The organism is Acinetobacter sp. YH12063 (genome assembly GCF_013419715.1).
Taxonomy (GTDB): Bacteria; Pseudomonadota; Gammaproteobacteria; order Pseudomonadales; family Moraxellaceae; genus Acinetobacter; species Acinetobacter amyesii.
This window is the reverse complement of record NZ_VOZO01000004.1, coordinates 96272-110479: the sequence shown is the minus strand read 5'-3', so window position 1 is coordinate 110479 and position 14208 is coordinate 96272. Positions and strand designations below refer to the sequence as shown.

Annotated in this window: 13 protein-coding genes and 1 tRNA gene; 5 read left to right on the top strand and 9 right to left on the bottom strand. The window is 40.9% G+C overall.

From position 1 onward, the window contains the following. Window positions 1–67: 67 nt before the first annotated feature. From FTU12_RS05835 to FTU12_RS05820, 4 genes are all read right to left on the bottom strand, one after another. Window positions 68–1030: a TauD/TfdA family dioxygenase gene (locus FTU12_RS05835; protein WP_180009479.1), complete on the bottom strand. Its 963-nt coding sequence runs from the start codon at window positions 1028–1030 to the stop codon at window positions 68–70. Window positions 1031–1277: 247 nt separating this feature from the next. Beyond that, complete coding sequence (rnk, locus tag FTU12_RS05830) at window positions 1278–1682, bottom strand: nucleoside diphosphate kinase regulator (RefSeq protein ID WP_078192900.1); 405 nt, start codon at window positions 1680–1682, stop codon at window positions 1278–1280. A gap of 161 nt (window positions 1683–1843) precedes the next feature. Then, window positions 1844–3097, bottom strand: coding sequence for a serine hydroxymethyltransferase (glyA, locus tag FTU12_RS05825; protein WP_111885761.1), 1254 nt, complete (start codon window positions 3095–3097; stop codon window positions 1844–1846). A gap of 156 nt (window positions 3098–3253) precedes the next feature. Next, entirely contained in the window at window positions 3254–4477 is a 1224-nt protein-coding gene (locus tag FTU12_RS05820; protein ID WP_180063698.1) for an alpha/beta fold hydrolase, read from the bottom strand. 206 nt (window positions 4478–4683) lie between these two features. On the opposite strand from FTU12_RS05820, the gene FTU12_RS05815 reads away from it, so the two are divergent. The 5 genes from FTU12_RS05815 to FTU12_RS05795 all read left to right on the top strand — a co-directional run bounded on the left by FTU12_RS05815 (window position 4684) and on the right by FTU12_RS05795 (window position 7670). Further along, window positions 4684–5013, top strand: a complete 330-nt coding sequence (locus FTU12_RS05815; RefSeq protein WP_180113956.1) for a hypothetical protein — start codon at window positions 4684–4686, stop codon at window positions 5011–5013. An 89-nt stretch (window positions 5014–5102) separates the two neighbouring features. After that, entirely contained in the window at window positions 5103–5801 is a 699-nt protein-coding gene (locus FTU12_RS05810) for a 3'-5' exonuclease (protein ID WP_180004204.1), read from the top strand. An 88-nt stretch (window positions 5802–5889) separates the two neighbouring features. Beyond that, window positions 5890–6636, top strand: coding sequence for a hypothetical protein (locus FTU12_RS05805; protein ID WP_180113955.1), 747 nt, complete (start codon window positions 5890–5892; stop codon window positions 6634–6636). Between the two features lie 217 nt (window positions 6637–6853). Then, window positions 6854–7210 (top strand): hypothetical protein, encoded by a 357-nt coding sequence (locus FTU12_RS05800; protein WP_180113954.1) that lies wholly within the window; start codon window positions 6854–6856, stop codon window positions 7208–7210. A 166-nt stretch (window positions 7211–7376) separates the two neighbouring features. Beyond that, complete coding sequence (locus tag FTU12_RS05795; RefSeq protein WP_078192906.1) at window positions 7377–7670, top strand: hypothetical protein; 294 nt, start codon at window positions 7377–7379, stop codon at window positions 7668–7670. A gap of 60 nt (window positions 7671–7730) precedes the next feature. Here the strand turns inward: FTU12_RS05795 and FTU12_RS05790 are convergent, their stop codons facing one another. From FTU12_RS05790 to lldD, 5 genes are all read right to left on the bottom strand, one after another. Next, entirely contained in the window at window positions 7731–7943 is a 213-nt protein-coding gene (locus FTU12_RS05790) for a hypothetical protein (protein ID WP_111885766.1), read from the bottom strand. Window positions 7944–8645: 702 nt separating this feature from the next. Beyond that, window positions 8646–8735, bottom strand: a tRNA-Ser gene (locus tag FTU12_RS05785). A gap of 87 nt (window positions 8736–8822) precedes the next feature. Further along, on the bottom strand, window positions 8823–10859 hold the full coding sequence (locus FTU12_RS05780) for an NADPH-dependent 2,4-dienoyl-CoA reductase (RefSeq protein WP_180113953.1): 2037 nt from the start codon (window positions 10857–10859) through the stop codon (window positions 8823–8825). A 182-nt stretch (window positions 10860–11041) separates the two neighbouring features. Further along, the gene (gene dld / locus FTU12_RS05775; RefSeq protein ID WP_180113977.1) at window positions 11042–12733 is read right to left on the bottom strand and encodes a D-lactate dehydrogenase; all 1692 of its coding nucleotides are present in this window, start codon (window positions 12731–12733) and stop codon (window positions 11042–11044) included. A gap of 319 nt (window positions 12734–13052) precedes the next feature. Then, a complete protein-coding gene (lldD, locus tag FTU12_RS05770; protein ID WP_180113952.1) occupies window positions 13053–14207 on the bottom strand; it encodes an FMN-dependent L-lactate dehydrogenase LldD in 1155 nt (384 codons plus the stop codon). Window position 14208: the final 1 nt, after the last annotated feature.

Below are 14208 nucleotides of genomic sequence, written 5' to 3'. Positions count from 1 at the left end.
AATGTAAAACCATTGTTTTTCGCATTATTTATCTGTTTTTATGCTGTTTTAAATGACGCTCTCATACTTAAGATGCTTTCTCATAAATACGGCCTGCTTCTGAACGCAAGTTTGAAATATCGGTGTTTTGAATATTTTTCAGTACAGTACTCGGCTGACCATTTACATCGACAGGTACATCACCCTCGATAGTGACACGTGAGGCGATACGTAACTCATCACCATAGTCATTGATGGCACGATGCTGCGTTGCACGATTGTCCCAAATGGCAACATCACCAACCGCCCAGCGCCAACGCACAATATTTTCCCATTGCACGATTTGCTCTTGAAACAGTTTAAATAAACGACGTGACTGTGCCGGACTATATCCACTGAAGCGTTTAAAGAAGTGACCTAAAACCAAACTTTTTTCACCTGTTTCAGGATGTACACGCACCAATGGATGCTCGGTTTCCACTTCTACCGCGGTACGGAATAAATGGCGACCTTCTTCATTGTACTGACCTTTGGGAGTCGCATAGTCATAACTATTACTATGCACCGCGCGTAATTGTTCCGCCAGTTTTTGCAGCTCCGGACTTAAATCTTCATAAGCGGTCACGGTATTGGCCCAAACTGTATCGCCACCATGTTCAGGTGCAACTACATTTCTTAAAATTGTGGCTTTGGGATAATTGGGTAAAAATGTAATATCGGTATGCCATGAATCTGCGCGCCCACCACGTGAGTCAATTGACAACGTATGTGCTGTACCATCTTTGAGTGGCACACTTGGGTGATTCAACGGATTTCCTAAAAGTCGTGCAAAGGCTTCTTGTTCTAAATCGGTGAGATCTTGCTGCCCACGCACAAATACAACTTTATATTTTAATAGTGCATGATTAAATTCATCGACCACGCTTTTGTCTAAACTTCCAGACAACTGAATGCCAGAAATTTCGGCACCAATACGACCGGTTACAGGTTTTACTTCAATATGCTGATATTGATAGTCTGGATTGTAATGATTCGATTCTAATTGTGTCATAGGGCTCTACCTTATTCTTCAAATTATTAAGCAACGATGGTGTTGTTGAAATAAAGTGTGCCGACTTCGTGCCCATGACTCTGTCAATTATTTGACAGTTTTCCCAAGTTAAACTGCTATGGTTGTAATGAAATCTGCTTAACAACATTTACACATTTCATATCTAAAAATGCAATAAAGAAAAAATAAAAAAGCCATCGGTATCGATGGCTTTGTGTGCGGATTTTATCTGTATATCACAGCGGAATTATAGATAATTCCCTTCACGCTCAGGTTGATAGAGCACTTTAATGATTTTGACTTTCATGGTATGACCATCAGGCTGCGGCCATTCTATTTCCTGCCCTTCAGCCAAACCTAAAATGGCAGCGCCCACTGGAGCCAAAACATTGACTTGACCTTTATCGCCACGAAAATCATGTGGATAGACCAGTGTAATTTCGGTTGCTTCTGTCGCAGGTGCAATGTTAATGAGAACTTTGGCATTCATACTCACCACATTGGCAGGGACATCTTGTGGAGCAACCACTTCAGCGCGCGCCATCTCATCTTCCAAATGCTCCATCGTCGGCGTCAACTTAGACTGATGCTCCAACATGGTTTCTAAGCGATGTAAATCTTGTTCTGAAAGAATAATATTGGGTTTTTTCATATAAAGTTCCTTTGCGACCTTGCCAACAGATCTATAGCGATGGGCAAATTTTTTGTTATCTCTTATTCCGTTATATCAGAAATATAAATGTTTAGATAACTTTTGAATTTTTCTGATGACATAAAAAAAGCCCCCTTGAGGGGGCTTTTCTCAAGTCTGTTTTATTTTGCGTAAACTGGGAATTTAGCGCAAACAGCAGCAACTTTTTCTTTCACTGCAGCAATCACAGCTTCGTCACCTTTGCTGTCTAGAACGTCAGCGATCCAGCCTGCAAGGTCACGTACTTCAGCTTCACCAAAACCACGTGTTGTTACAGCAGGAGTACCGATACGGATACCAGAAGTCACGAATGGAGAACGTGGATCGTTTGGTACTGAGTTTTTGTTCACAGTAATGTGAGCAGCACCTAACCAAGCATCGGCATCTTTACCAGTAATGTCTTGTTTAATTAAAGATAATAAGAACAAATGGTTCTTAGTACCGCCAGAAACAACATCATAACCACGTTCGATTAGAACTTCAGCCATTGCTTGCGCATTCTTAACAACTTGTTGTTGGTAAGCTTTATATTCAGGCGCCATTGCTTCTTTGAAGCAGATCGCTTTAGCCGCTACAGCGTGAACTAAAGGACCACCTTGATTACCAGGGAATACAGCTGATTGTAATTTTTTCTCGATTTCTTCATTTGCTTTCGCAAGAATTAAACCAGAACGTGGACCACGAAGTGTTTTATGTGTAGTCGTTGTAGTTACGTCAGCAATTTGTACTGGGCTTGGGTAAACACCAGCAGCAACTAGACCAGCTACGTGAGCCATATCTACGAATAAGTAAGCGCCAACTTTGTCCGCGATATCACGGAAACGCTGCCAATCAACAACTTGGCTATACGCAGAGAAACCAGCCACGATCATTTTTGGCTTGTGTTCTTCAGCTAAACGTTCAACTTCTTCATAGTCGATTTCGCCAGTTTCTGGGTTCAAACCGTATTGAATTGCGTTGTAAGTTTTACCAGAGAAACTAACTTTAGCACCGTGAGTCAAGTGACCACCGTGAGCCAAGCTCATACCTAAAACTGTATCGCCTGGGTTAAGTAGCGCAAGGTAAACTGCAGAGTTTGCTTGTGAGCCAGCGTGTGGTTGAACGTTTGCATAATCAGCACCAAACAATTCTTTAGCACGGTCAATGGCCAATTGTTCGATCACGTCTACATACTCGCAACCGCCGTAGTAGCGTTTACCAGGGTAGCCTTCTGCATATTTGTTAGTAAGTTTTGAACCTTGAGCTTCCATTACTGCAGGTGAACAGTAGTTTTCTGAAGCGATTAACTCAATGTGCGCTTCTTGGCGAGCATCTTCATTCGAGATCGCTTGAGCTAATTCAGGGTCAAATTGAGCAATAGAGGTGTTGGCAAACATTAGCGAGGTCCTATTAAATTAGGGCTTTTAAGCCGTGCTAAGATTGGCGCGTATTGTAGCATGAAGTTTTAGAAATGAGAGAGGGAAGTTTGTGCTGTTTTTAAATAAATAATGCCCGTGTTGAATCTGCACGAGCACTATTTAAGTCAAATCAACTTATTGATTTGGCATGAGAGTCTCTACATCTTGCACAAAATTTGCCAGATTATCGGTATAAATACTAATATGATCTGCTGTCGCTTGCTCACGATAGTCAATCGATGTTCCCGGCTTAGCAAGGCTAATCATAAATTTAGTCGCATCTGCTGGAATGGTCTGATCGGCTTTACCTTGATAAATGATGATCGGCGTTTTCACCGCTGTCGTTAAAGGCTGTGAACCTTCACTCATAAAGTTTTGGATTGGCTTTAAAGTTAAGAAATCAGGCTGAGTTCGACCATAGTTATCCAAAGTCGTGTTCTGACTCGCATAACTGAGCATGTCATCTTGAATTAACTTGGTTAACTCGCCTGAACACACTGTTTCAGCCTGAGGTGCAATCGCAGCCAGATGTCCACTAAATACTTTTGAATAATCCACACTGTTTTTATGCCCTTGCATACCCGCAATGATCTGCGCAGTAAAACTGTCTAAAGGCGCATAAATCATACTTTGCACGGTTGCAGGTTTGTCTTTGGCTAACTTCTCGCCTGCGTCAAGAATGAGCGCAAGATTATTTGCAGGTGCTATGGCAATCGTTCCCTTATAATTTAAGTCAGCACGCGATGCGAATTCAGCTGCACCTAATACGGCTTGACCACCTTGAGAATGCCCGATTGACACCCAATCCTTCGACACCGTTTTACCTTGGCTGGTTAAATAACTTCGAGCAGCGACAACGGCATCGGTAATCGAAAAGGCTTCACTTTTTAGATTCAGATAAGGATGGTTTTCACGTCCACTAGGTTCCCCTAATCCTTCATAATCGGGTGCCACAACGACATAACCCTTTGCCAATAACATTTGCAATAAATATTCAGTGCCTTGCAAACCTTGTCGGCTCGGAGCGCATTTATCAGCCACACCGGTCGTTCCATGTGCCCAAGCCACAATTTTCCAACCACCTGCCGGAGCAACTGTTTTTGGGGTAAAGACTAAGGCTGTGGCTTGAACAACTTTGCCATCTACTCCTAGCATTTTATAGGTCATCAATCGGCTGTCTGCACTCACAGCAGGCATATTGTCTTGACTATAGGCTGTTGTAGTTACCACCGGATTTTTGATCTGATTGAGATCAGCGTTTGTTTCAGGATTACTAAATTGTTGGTCATTACTATCATTACCGCAGGCTGCTAAAAATAGCGCACTGCTGACTAAAACCGTTAAACGCAGCATTTTCATTCCATGATCCTTTTGTTTGTTGTTTTAAAGTCAATTTTTCATTGAATATGAATCATTAAATACATGGAACAAACTTTTGTTCAAGCCTAATTTTTAAGCAACTACTCTTATTTTAATTTATCAAATTAATATAGAACTAAAACTTTGTTTTAGCTCGATATGGATTAACAGCATTCAAATAAATCAGCCACCCCGATCTCAGAAAAATGGCTGAACTTATATTTCTGATCATTGGATACAGATTGGGCTATTTTTCGGAGGTTAAAGCAAAATGTAAAATCAACAAAAATGCTGTACCCCCTGCCAACTACACAAACATATGCACAAAAGTAAAGCCGAAAAACCACCATGCCATTGATCGTGAACATACTCTAGTGCTTAATCCACTTAGCGACATTTTTGGATATCCAGATGGACAAAAGCCTTTAAAACAAGTCGATTTAGAAGATGGTTTAGCTTTATCCCGCTGTAAAGGTTTTATTTCGGCAGATGCGATAAAAGCAGATTATTTAAACACTGCGCAGCCATCTTCATAATATTCCTACAAATAATCACAGCATGGGTTTGTCAGTGTGGATGTGATAATGTACATTCATAAACATTATTCAACATGCTGGAACTGGACATGCAAGCCATCATTCTCGACACAGAAACCCATACACTAAATGGACAACCCATCGAGATTGCCTATGCTCCAATTCAGGTGGCAGATGCCAAAATTACCCTAGATAAATCTAAAATTTTTGATCAACTTTATCGTTGTGATGAAGCAATTTCTTTTGCAGCAATGGCTGTACATCATATTTTAGAATCAGATCTTGAAGGTCAGCCCCACTACAGCAGTTTTGAACTCCCATCAGAGACGACATATATCATTGGGCATAATATCGACTACGATATTCGAGCGCTCGAAAAATGCGGTGTAGATAGTTCAAAAATCAAAGCCATTTGTACCCTTGCCCTTGCTCGTCGTGTTTGGCCTGATGCAGAAGCGCATAATATTTCTGCCTTGATATATATGATCACCAAAGGCAGTGAAAAAGCCCGTGAAATGATCCGTAAAGCTCACCGCGCAGATATGGATATCATTTTAACTGCCAATATTTTGATGCATATCGTCCATCACTTAAAAATCAACAGCATCGAAGAATTATACGAAGCTTCGGAAGATGCTCGCATTCCACGCAGTATTAATTTTGGTAAACACCGTGGTACTGCAATTGCTGAATTACCTGCGGACTATGTGCAATGGCTATTACGTCAAGATGACTTAGACCCGTACCTACGTAAAGCTTTAGAAAATTCTGCTGTCATTACTTTATAAATCATTGATTATTTAATATTTTCTTAATATTACTGTCATTATTACTGCATAGGATTGCCTTAATTCTTTTGAGCTATGGAATTAAGGCATGTTCAACTATCAAAAAACTGAGCTGGGTTTTCAAACTTTAAAAGACCGACAGCTCGCATTAAATGCAAGACAACGTCGTCTGCTACTCTTAATTGGTAGTGATGACTTTAACCAAATGCCAGTGCATTATCAGCAGCGGATCGCTGAAGCGACATTGCTCGAGCAACTAATGGAACTTGGGCTGATTCAGCCAATTACAGCACATGATCTTCAACGCCTTCAAAACTCCGATTTTTTTGCTTTTAATACTCCTAAAATAGCGCCTAGCAAAACCTCCGATCTCAATACCTTTAGCCCTCCATCCGAGCTCACAGCGCAAGAACATGTGACTTTTAATGAACTTTCAATGCCTACAATGGAAGTTCCTCAGACTCAGTCACAGCACGAAATAACTAACTCCCTCTCAATGGATGCAATGGGCTCTACACCCCATCAACTCCCACAAGCCACACCTGAAACTACGACAACGAACGACCCTGTATTACCGGAAAAAACCGTTGATTTCATCGAGCATGATTTTGATGAGTTACAGAGTTTTATGTGCAGTTACTTACAGCGCTATTGTGGGCTTATGGCAAAAAAATTAATGCTTAATATTCAACAGGCCACGGATATTGCAGACTTAAAAGCCTGTCAAATGCAATGGATCACCTGTCTAAATGAATCCAATATTCAACCTAAACTCTTACAACATGCATTACAGCAAATTAATTACAGTCTAAAAAATCTGCAACAACTGGTTTAACTTAGAGACTTTTCCTCACTTCTCATTCAAAAAACAACTTAATGAGGTGAGTTATTTTTCAAGCATATCAATATAAGAAATTGAATTTTATTAACTTTATTGATTCACTTATTTCTTTTAAGGTTTTAACTGCTGTTTTATACGACCTTCCCCTAATGTCAATCAACAGTAAAAAATCGCAAGAATTAAACCGACCTCCCAGCGTTTGAGCATGTCAATGTCACAACAATTTTGTTTAGAATTTGATTCTTTCGATAATCCAATGCAACTCAGCAAAATTGGCAATTGGGTGTTTACATTCTTAACCTCACAAGACGAATTGCCCGATGTTCAATTGGCCATTACCTATGTCATGCCACGAAGAATTAGTGATGAATTACAACCTCGACGGGTGGTCATTCAAAATACAGCCCTTGAAACAATTTGGCGTATAGAACAAGTCGAGTGCTTCAACAGCCAAACGAACCAAGAACTCACCTTTACAGCAGCGGAACCTCAAGCTCAAATGGTTTTAAACACTATCATTGAAGAATTTGCCCGTTATGATGTCCCATTGCTATTCAAGCCGCTTTAATTTAAAGCGAATTCCAACTTATTTTTCATAAAGATTTAAGCTGTCTCAATGATTTAACCAAAGTTAGCTAGATAGACATTAAATGAAAAATAATCCATACAGATTATTGTTGCTCAATTCATATACACTATTCCTGCTCAATAATTTTTGACCATGGATAATAAAAATGAATTTAGCCAATTATTCTAATGATCAGGCACTCATCCTTTTCAACCTATATAGCAGCCTTGAACAATGTCTAGATGCGATTGGACATCTGCACCTTGGACCAAAACTAGTGCTGACCGACCATGATGTATCAAAAGATCATATGATCGTGCAACGTTTTCAAGCTGGAGTTTTAACTCAAGAAATTCAAGTGCGTAAACAAGACGTTGAACTGTCTTCTAGCAATCCGATGACGCGATATCAGTTACTCTCTTATATTTTGAATCAATTTAAAGTAGATCAAACAACTTAAATTTTTAACTCTAAAATAAAAAAAACTCACCATAAGGTGAGTTTTTTTTATTCATTCAATTTAAGCTTCTAAAAGCTTGTAAATACTGTCCGATTTTTGACTTTCAAAAAGTAGTTCGATACTGGGTAGGATGATTTCACCTGCAATAATGATATGTTCAATGCGATGAAACAGCCCTCTTGAATCTTCTTCTGAAGGATTACGCACCAAAGCTTGTGCTTCATAAACCTGACTAAATTGGTCCTTCACTTTAATATCGATCATCTGTGTCATAGTGACGTCTCTACTTGTTTTAATAATTGAATTGTTTATATCACACCTTTACGCAACAACCTGCTTTGTAAATGTTAGATTTCATGGCAATGTAAACTTATTTTACTTTAGTAAATATATATCAATAACATAAGTTGACTATTTAATTATTGTTTGACAAAAACACTATATTTTCACATTTTGAAAGACATTAAAAAGCCCGCATTGCTGCGGGCTCTATGTTGGAAGGCTAGTGCTGATTTCTTGTCTGCAATATCTTAAGACTAAAATATTACGAAACTCAACGAGCTGTCATTGATCCGTCCAACTTATTGGTAGCGTCGTTTTATGACCTACCGTGATTTAAATATAGCACTTTTTTACCCCTTGCCAAGGGGGCGTGACACTTCTAAACATTTGATCAAATAAAATACAATTGATATTTTTTCAAAATAAGCGATCATAGCTCTGCCCAATGCTTGTGAAAGATTTAAATAAATAGGCCATTAAAAATAAATTCTACACTATCAATCTATAAACATTCTTTTCTCTTACTTTTAATTCTACCTTTGACAACCCTTGTATTAATTTCTGACTTGAATTTTAAGTGTGATATCCATTTTTAGCATTGCTTAAAAATACTAATGAATAAGATTGCCGTCTCAAATTAAAATCTAAGACAAAAAAAAAGCCCCTGTATCACTACAGGGGCTTTTTTGAATTTGGCGGAAGCGGTGAGATTCGAACTCACGGAGGACTCGCGCCCTCGTCGGTTTTCAAGACCGGTGCATTAAACCGCTCTGCCACGCTTCCATGTGCGCCATAATACGGAGGTTTTATTCATCTGACAAGTAAAAATTACAACTAAACCTTTCAAATGAATATTGTTTCGCCAAATCCTTAAAGTTTAGCCGCAAGCTCCGCACCTTCACGTATTGCGCGTTTCGCATCTAACTCTGCTGCTAGTTTTGCGCCACCAATAATATGGTAATTGGCAAGGGTTTTCTCACCCTGTTCTGGCATCAAATGCTTCACCGATTCCTGACCCGCACAAACGACGATCGTATCTACACGTAATAATTGATCATGCCCTGCATGTTCAACCCAAAGCCCTTCATCACTAATGGCTTTGTATTGAACACCACGCAGCATACGAACCGCATTTTTCTTTAATTGTGCACGGTGTACCCAACCAGATGTTTTACCCAACCCTGCACCAAGTACAGTTGTTTTACGTTGTAATAAATAAATTTCTCGAACAGGAGGTTCGATCTCAGCAGCCTGCATACCGCCTTCTGTTACGTAGTTCGGATTTGGATCGACACCCCACTCTCGCTGCCAATCCGCTAAAGGCATTGGTTGTGGCTGATGTGGCGGTTTGAGTAAAAATTCAGATACATCAAAGCCAATGCCGCCTGCACCAATCACAGCAACTTTATTCCCCACAGCTGCGCCTTTCAGCACTTCTGCATAAGACAAGACATTTGGTGCATCACTCCCTTCAATTTTTAAGCTGCGAGGTACCACACCTGTTGCAATGACAACTTCCTCAAACCCTTCACGTTCAAGTTGTTCACGGTTTACACGCGTGTTTAAACGCAGATCGACACCCGTTTTTTCGATTTGAACTTTAAAGTAGCGAATCGTTTCGTGAAATTCTTCTTTGCCGGGAACGACTTTCGCCAAATTAAATTGACCACCCACCTCTGCACCAGCTTCAAATAGTGTCACCGCATGGCCTCGGCTTGCTGCAACCGTTGCAGCAGACATGCCTGCCACGCCACCACCGACGACTGCAATACGCTTCGGTTTTTTAGTTTTTAAATAAACCAATTCAGTTTCATATGCCGCTCGTGGGTTGACCAAACACGTCGCACGCTGATTTTTAAAAGTATGATCTAAACAGGCTTGGTTACAGGCAATACAGGTATTAATTTCATCAACACGGTTGGTCGCCGTTTTATTTACCCAAAATGGATCTGCCAAGAATGGACGTGCCATCTGCACCATATCCGCCTTGCCTGAAGCTAAAATTTCTTCAGCAGTATCTGGCATATTGATACGGTTGGACGCAATGACAGGGATCGCAACATGTTTTTTGACTTCAGCGGTATAGTCCACAAACGCTGCGCGAGGCACTGAGGTCACAATTGTCGGAATACGTGCTTCATGCCAACCAATACCCGTGTTCAATAACGTCACACCCGCTGCTTCCAATGCTTTAGCAACAGTAATGACTTCTGCCATAGTGTTCCCATCATGAACCAAATCAAGCAATGACAAACGGAAGCAGATAATAAATTTCTCACCCACTTCAGCACGTATTGATTTCACAATATCAACCGCAAGGCGCATACGATTTTCAATTTCACCGCCCCAACGGTCTGTCCGTTGGTTGACATGACGGCTTAAAAACTGATTCAACAAGTAGCCTTCTGAACCCATAATTTCAACACCATCATAGCCGGCCTTATGTGCAAGACTTGCCGTTTTGACATAATCATCAATGGTTGAAAGAATTTGTTTGTCCGTTAATTGACGTGGTTTAAAAGGTGAAATCGGAGATTTAATCGGACTTGCTGACACTGCAAAAGGCTGATAGCCATAACGCCCAGCATGCAAAATTTGCATTAAAATTTTGGCACCATGCTTATGTACTGCATGGGTCACCAATCGATGTGGAGCAATATCACCTAAAGTATTCATGGTTCCGCCAGCAGGTAACAGCCAACCTTGGCGGTTTGGCGAAATACCGCCTGTAATAATCAGGCCGACACCCCCTTTCGCACGCTCACCAAAATAAGCCGCAAGCTTAGGATAATTATAAAAACGATCTTCCAGCCCACTATGCATGGACCCCATCACGACACGGTTTTTAATCGTGGTAAAACCCAAATGTAAAGGCTTTAAAATATTTGCATAGCTAGTCGTTGTCATGCTGAATCCTTATTTTGGCTTTGCAACTTGTTGCATAACACTTTAGCGGTTTTTTTATATTTTGGGATGACAATTTAGAAAATATTCTTCGCCTTTATGGTCAATACCTCCTGATATATAAATCCTCGAACCATAAAAAAAGCCGTGAAGTTTCACATCACGGCATGTTGTTTTTAAAAGCATTATTTCCAATGTTTCAGCTTGCTGGTTTGTCCAATCCCGACATTAAAGCTATTAGTCGGATCCAGCTTTTGATAATGATTTTTTAATGCAGGTTTCGCCACATACAAATGCCCAACATTGTGTTCTGCAGGATATTCAGCGCCACGGTCATCGAGTAAATGCCACATTGCATGTTCCATTGCCAAAGGATCTACCCCTTTTTTCACAATATAATCTTGATGAAAAACATGACAAAGAAAATGTCCATAATAGAGTTTATGGATAATTTGCTCATCCATGTCGTTCGGCAAAGTTTCCACCCATTCACGATCATTGCGACGTAATGCAATATCCAATGCAACAATGTCTTCCACTTCTGAACGATGCGTATCACGATATCGAATGGCAGCACCCGCCACCGCAAAACGATGTAAAAATGCCTTGCGTCCTTCTTCATCCGTACATTTAAAATAATTGCCTGACGTTCTATCTAAAAAATACCTTTTCAAATACTGATCAACTTGATCAACATCCTGATTTTCAATACGAATCATCAAATGATGTTCATATAAATCACGAAACTCATTCATACGTTTTGGCAGATGATTCGGCATAAATTTAGTGACGAGTTGTAAAACTTTATCCGATAAACCTTGCAAACCCAGTTTTTCTAAATAGCCATCGACTTTATCTTTCATGGCAAAAGCAGCAGGAACTTTTGCGGTGCCAAATTTTTCGATAAATACAAAAGAATCTTTACCGTATTCAGCCCCAATATCGTATGCCACGCGATGAATGTACTCACCTGCAATCGGGAGGCGTGCAAGATCTTTTAGTAGAAAACGACGAATTTCTGTTAAATCATCTTGTGAATTGGTTCCCACATAAAACACCTGACTTGGAATCTTTTCAAAAGTATCTAAACGCACGGCAAAGACGCAGACCTTACCTGCTGAACCTGAAGCTTCAAATAAACGGCTTGGATCGGCATTAAAACGTGCAGGCGTATTTTCATCAACTTGTTTAACGTCATGTGAATAGCGTTGATCTGACGCACAGCAACTTGAATTATTCACAATGTCGTTGATTTGATAATTTTTATTTTCGAGCGCTGTGAGGATTTCTTCAGGCGTATTGCCAAGATGGACACCTAAATGATTGACCAGCTCCAATTCACCTGATGAATTGACTTGTGCATACAGTGCAAGCTCTGTATAGGCAGGACCACGGCGCACCAAAGCACCACCTGAGTTATTGCACACGCCGCCCAAAACCGATGCCCCAATACACGAAGAACCAATCACCGAATGAGGTTCACGATTAAATGGCACCAAATCTTTTTCAAGCTTGTCTAATGTTGCCCCCGGTAGGCAAATGACTTGCTGACCGTCATTAATCACCTGAATGCCAACCAAACGGCGAGTACTCATCAGCACCACAGGACGGTCATAGTCATCGCCAAAAGGCGTTGAACCACCTGTCAAACCGGTATTGGCGGCTTGCATAATCACAATACAATTTGCATCCACAGCTGCTTGCAACACATGCCATTGCTCAAGTAATGAGCCCGGTGTAACCACAGCTAAGACTTTTCCTGCACCGTAACGGCGACCTTGGCGGTATAAACGTGTGTCTTTATCTTCAGTTAAAACGTGTTGCTTACCGACGATGTTGATGAGGTTTTGAATGGTTTGTGATGATTGAGTTTGCATGCTCGTAGAATTTTCCATTTTCAATATTTTCTCTCCTCGCTAAAGAGGAATAGCATTGTTATGCAAGGAAAAAATATTGATTTAAATAATTTTAAACAACGTAGGTTTATTTGCACATATCAAAAGTTTTTAGTCATTGTTATTAAAATCTATAATGAATATCCCTTCTCCCTTTGGGATGAGTAGCAATGCTACGCAAGAGGATGAGGGTAATTATTCAATAAATACCTCTCCCTAACCCACTCCTACAAAGAGAGGGAACTTTCATTGCTAATTTTTTTGATGACGAATAACTTTCCCAAGAGATCTATTCAAAAAATCACCCGGCCAACTCTTTCTCTAACTTCACCAAACAATCAGATGTAATATCCGCAATGGTTTTTGCACCAGTTAAGGTCATCGCAACACGCATTTCTTTATCAATCAATTCTAAAAGATTTGAAACACCTTCACCGCCTGCTGCACCGAGTGCATAAACAAAGGCACGACCGAGCATACAGGTGTCCGCACCCAATGCCAGCATACGCACAACATCTAGACCATTACGAACACCTGAATCTGCGAGGATTTTAATATCGCCCTTGACTGCATCGGCAATTGGCGGAAGCGCACGTGCCGAAGATAAAACACCATCGAGCTGACGACCACCATGGTTTGAAACCACAATCCCATCTGCACCGAAACGCACTGCATCTTTGGCATCCTCAGGGTCAAGAATGCCTTTAATCACCATCGGGCCATCCCAAAATTCACGAATCCACTCAAGGTCTTTCCATGAAATTGATGGGTCAAAGTTATTGCCCAACCAGCCGATATAATCTTCCAAACCTGTTGGTTTACCCAAGTATTTAGAAATATTCCCCAAGTCATGTGGACGACCTAACAACCCCACATTCCACGCCCAGTGTGGGTGGAAACACGACTGCATATAACGGCGCATGGCTGCATTTGGCCCGCTCATCCCTGAGTGCGCATCACGGTAACGCGCGCCCGGAACAGGCATATCCACGGTAAACACTAAAGTTGAACAGCCTGCAGCTTTGGCACGTTCTAAGGCATTTTTCATAAAGCCACGGTCACGTAGCACATATAACTGAAACCACATGGGACGCTGAATCGCTGGCGACACCTCTTCAATAGGACATACTGAAACGGTAGACAGCGTAAATGGAATGCCCTTTTTATCTGCGGCTACTGCTGCTTGAACTTCGCCGCGGCGTGCATACATCCCGGTTAAACCCACAGGTGATAGAGCCACAGGCATCGATAAGGTTTCATTAAACAGTTGGGTTTCTAGACTCAGCTGTGACATGTCATTCAGCACACGTTGACGCAACGCTATTTTTGATAAATCTTCTACATTACGCTTTAAGGTATATTCGGCATACGCCCCGCCATCGATGTAATGAAATAAAAATGGCGGTAAACGACGACGTGCCGCTTCACGGTAGTCATTGGCAGAAGAAATAATCATG

What these genes read in the sequence shown, in the direction of transcription:
- FTU12_RS05835 (WP_180009479.1), bottom strand. Translation starts at nt 1,030, where the DNA reads ATGACACAATTAGAATCGAATCATTACAATCCAGACTATCAATATCAG.
- rnk (WP_078192900.1), bottom strand. Translation starts at nt 1,682, where the DNA reads ATGAAAAAACCCAATATTATTCTTTCAGAACAAGATTTACATCGCTTA.
- glyA (WP_111885761.1), bottom strand. Translation starts at nt 3,097, where the DNA reads ATGTTTGCCAACACCTCTATTGCTCAATTTGACCCTGAATTAGCTCAA.
- FTU12_RS05820 (WP_180063698.1), bottom strand. Translation starts at nt 4,477, where the DNA reads ATGAAAATGCTGCGTTTAACGGTTTTAGTCAGCAGTGCGCTATTTTTA.
- FTU12_RS05815 (WP_180113956.1), top strand. Translation starts at nt 4,684, where the DNA reads ATGGCTGAACTTATATTTCTGATCATTGGATACAGATTGGGCTATTTT.
- FTU12_RS05810 (WP_180004204.1), top strand. Translation starts at nt 5,103, where the DNA reads ATGCAAGCCATCATTCTCGACACAGAAACCCATACACTAAATGGACAA.
- FTU12_RS05805 (WP_180113955.1), top strand. Translation starts at nt 5,890, where the DNA reads ATGTTCAACTATCAAAAAACTGAGCTGGGTTTTCAAACTTTAAAAGAC.
- FTU12_RS05800 (WP_180113954.1), top strand. Translation starts at nt 6,854, where the DNA reads ATGTCACAACAATTTTGTTTAGAATTTGATTCTTTCGATAATCCAATG.
- FTU12_RS05795 (WP_078192906.1), top strand. Translation starts at nt 7,377, where the DNA reads ATGAATTTAGCCAATTATTCTAATGATCAGGCACTCATCCTTTTCAAC.
- FTU12_RS05790 (WP_111885766.1), bottom strand. Translation starts at nt 7,943, where the DNA reads ATGACACAGATGATCGATATTAAAGTGAAGGACCAATTTAGTCAGGTT.
- FTU12_RS05780 (WP_180113953.1), bottom strand. Translation starts at nt 10,859, where the DNA reads ATGACAACGACTAGCTATGCAAATATTTTAAAGCCTTTACATTTGGGT.
- dld (WP_180113977.1), bottom strand. Translation starts at nt 12,733, where the DNA reads ATGCAAACTCAATCATCACAAACCATTCAAAACCTCATCAACATCGTC.
- lldD (WP_180113952.1), bottom strand. Translation starts at nt 14,207, where the DNA reads ATGATTATTTCTTCTGCCAATGACTACCGTGAAGCGGCACGTCGTCGT.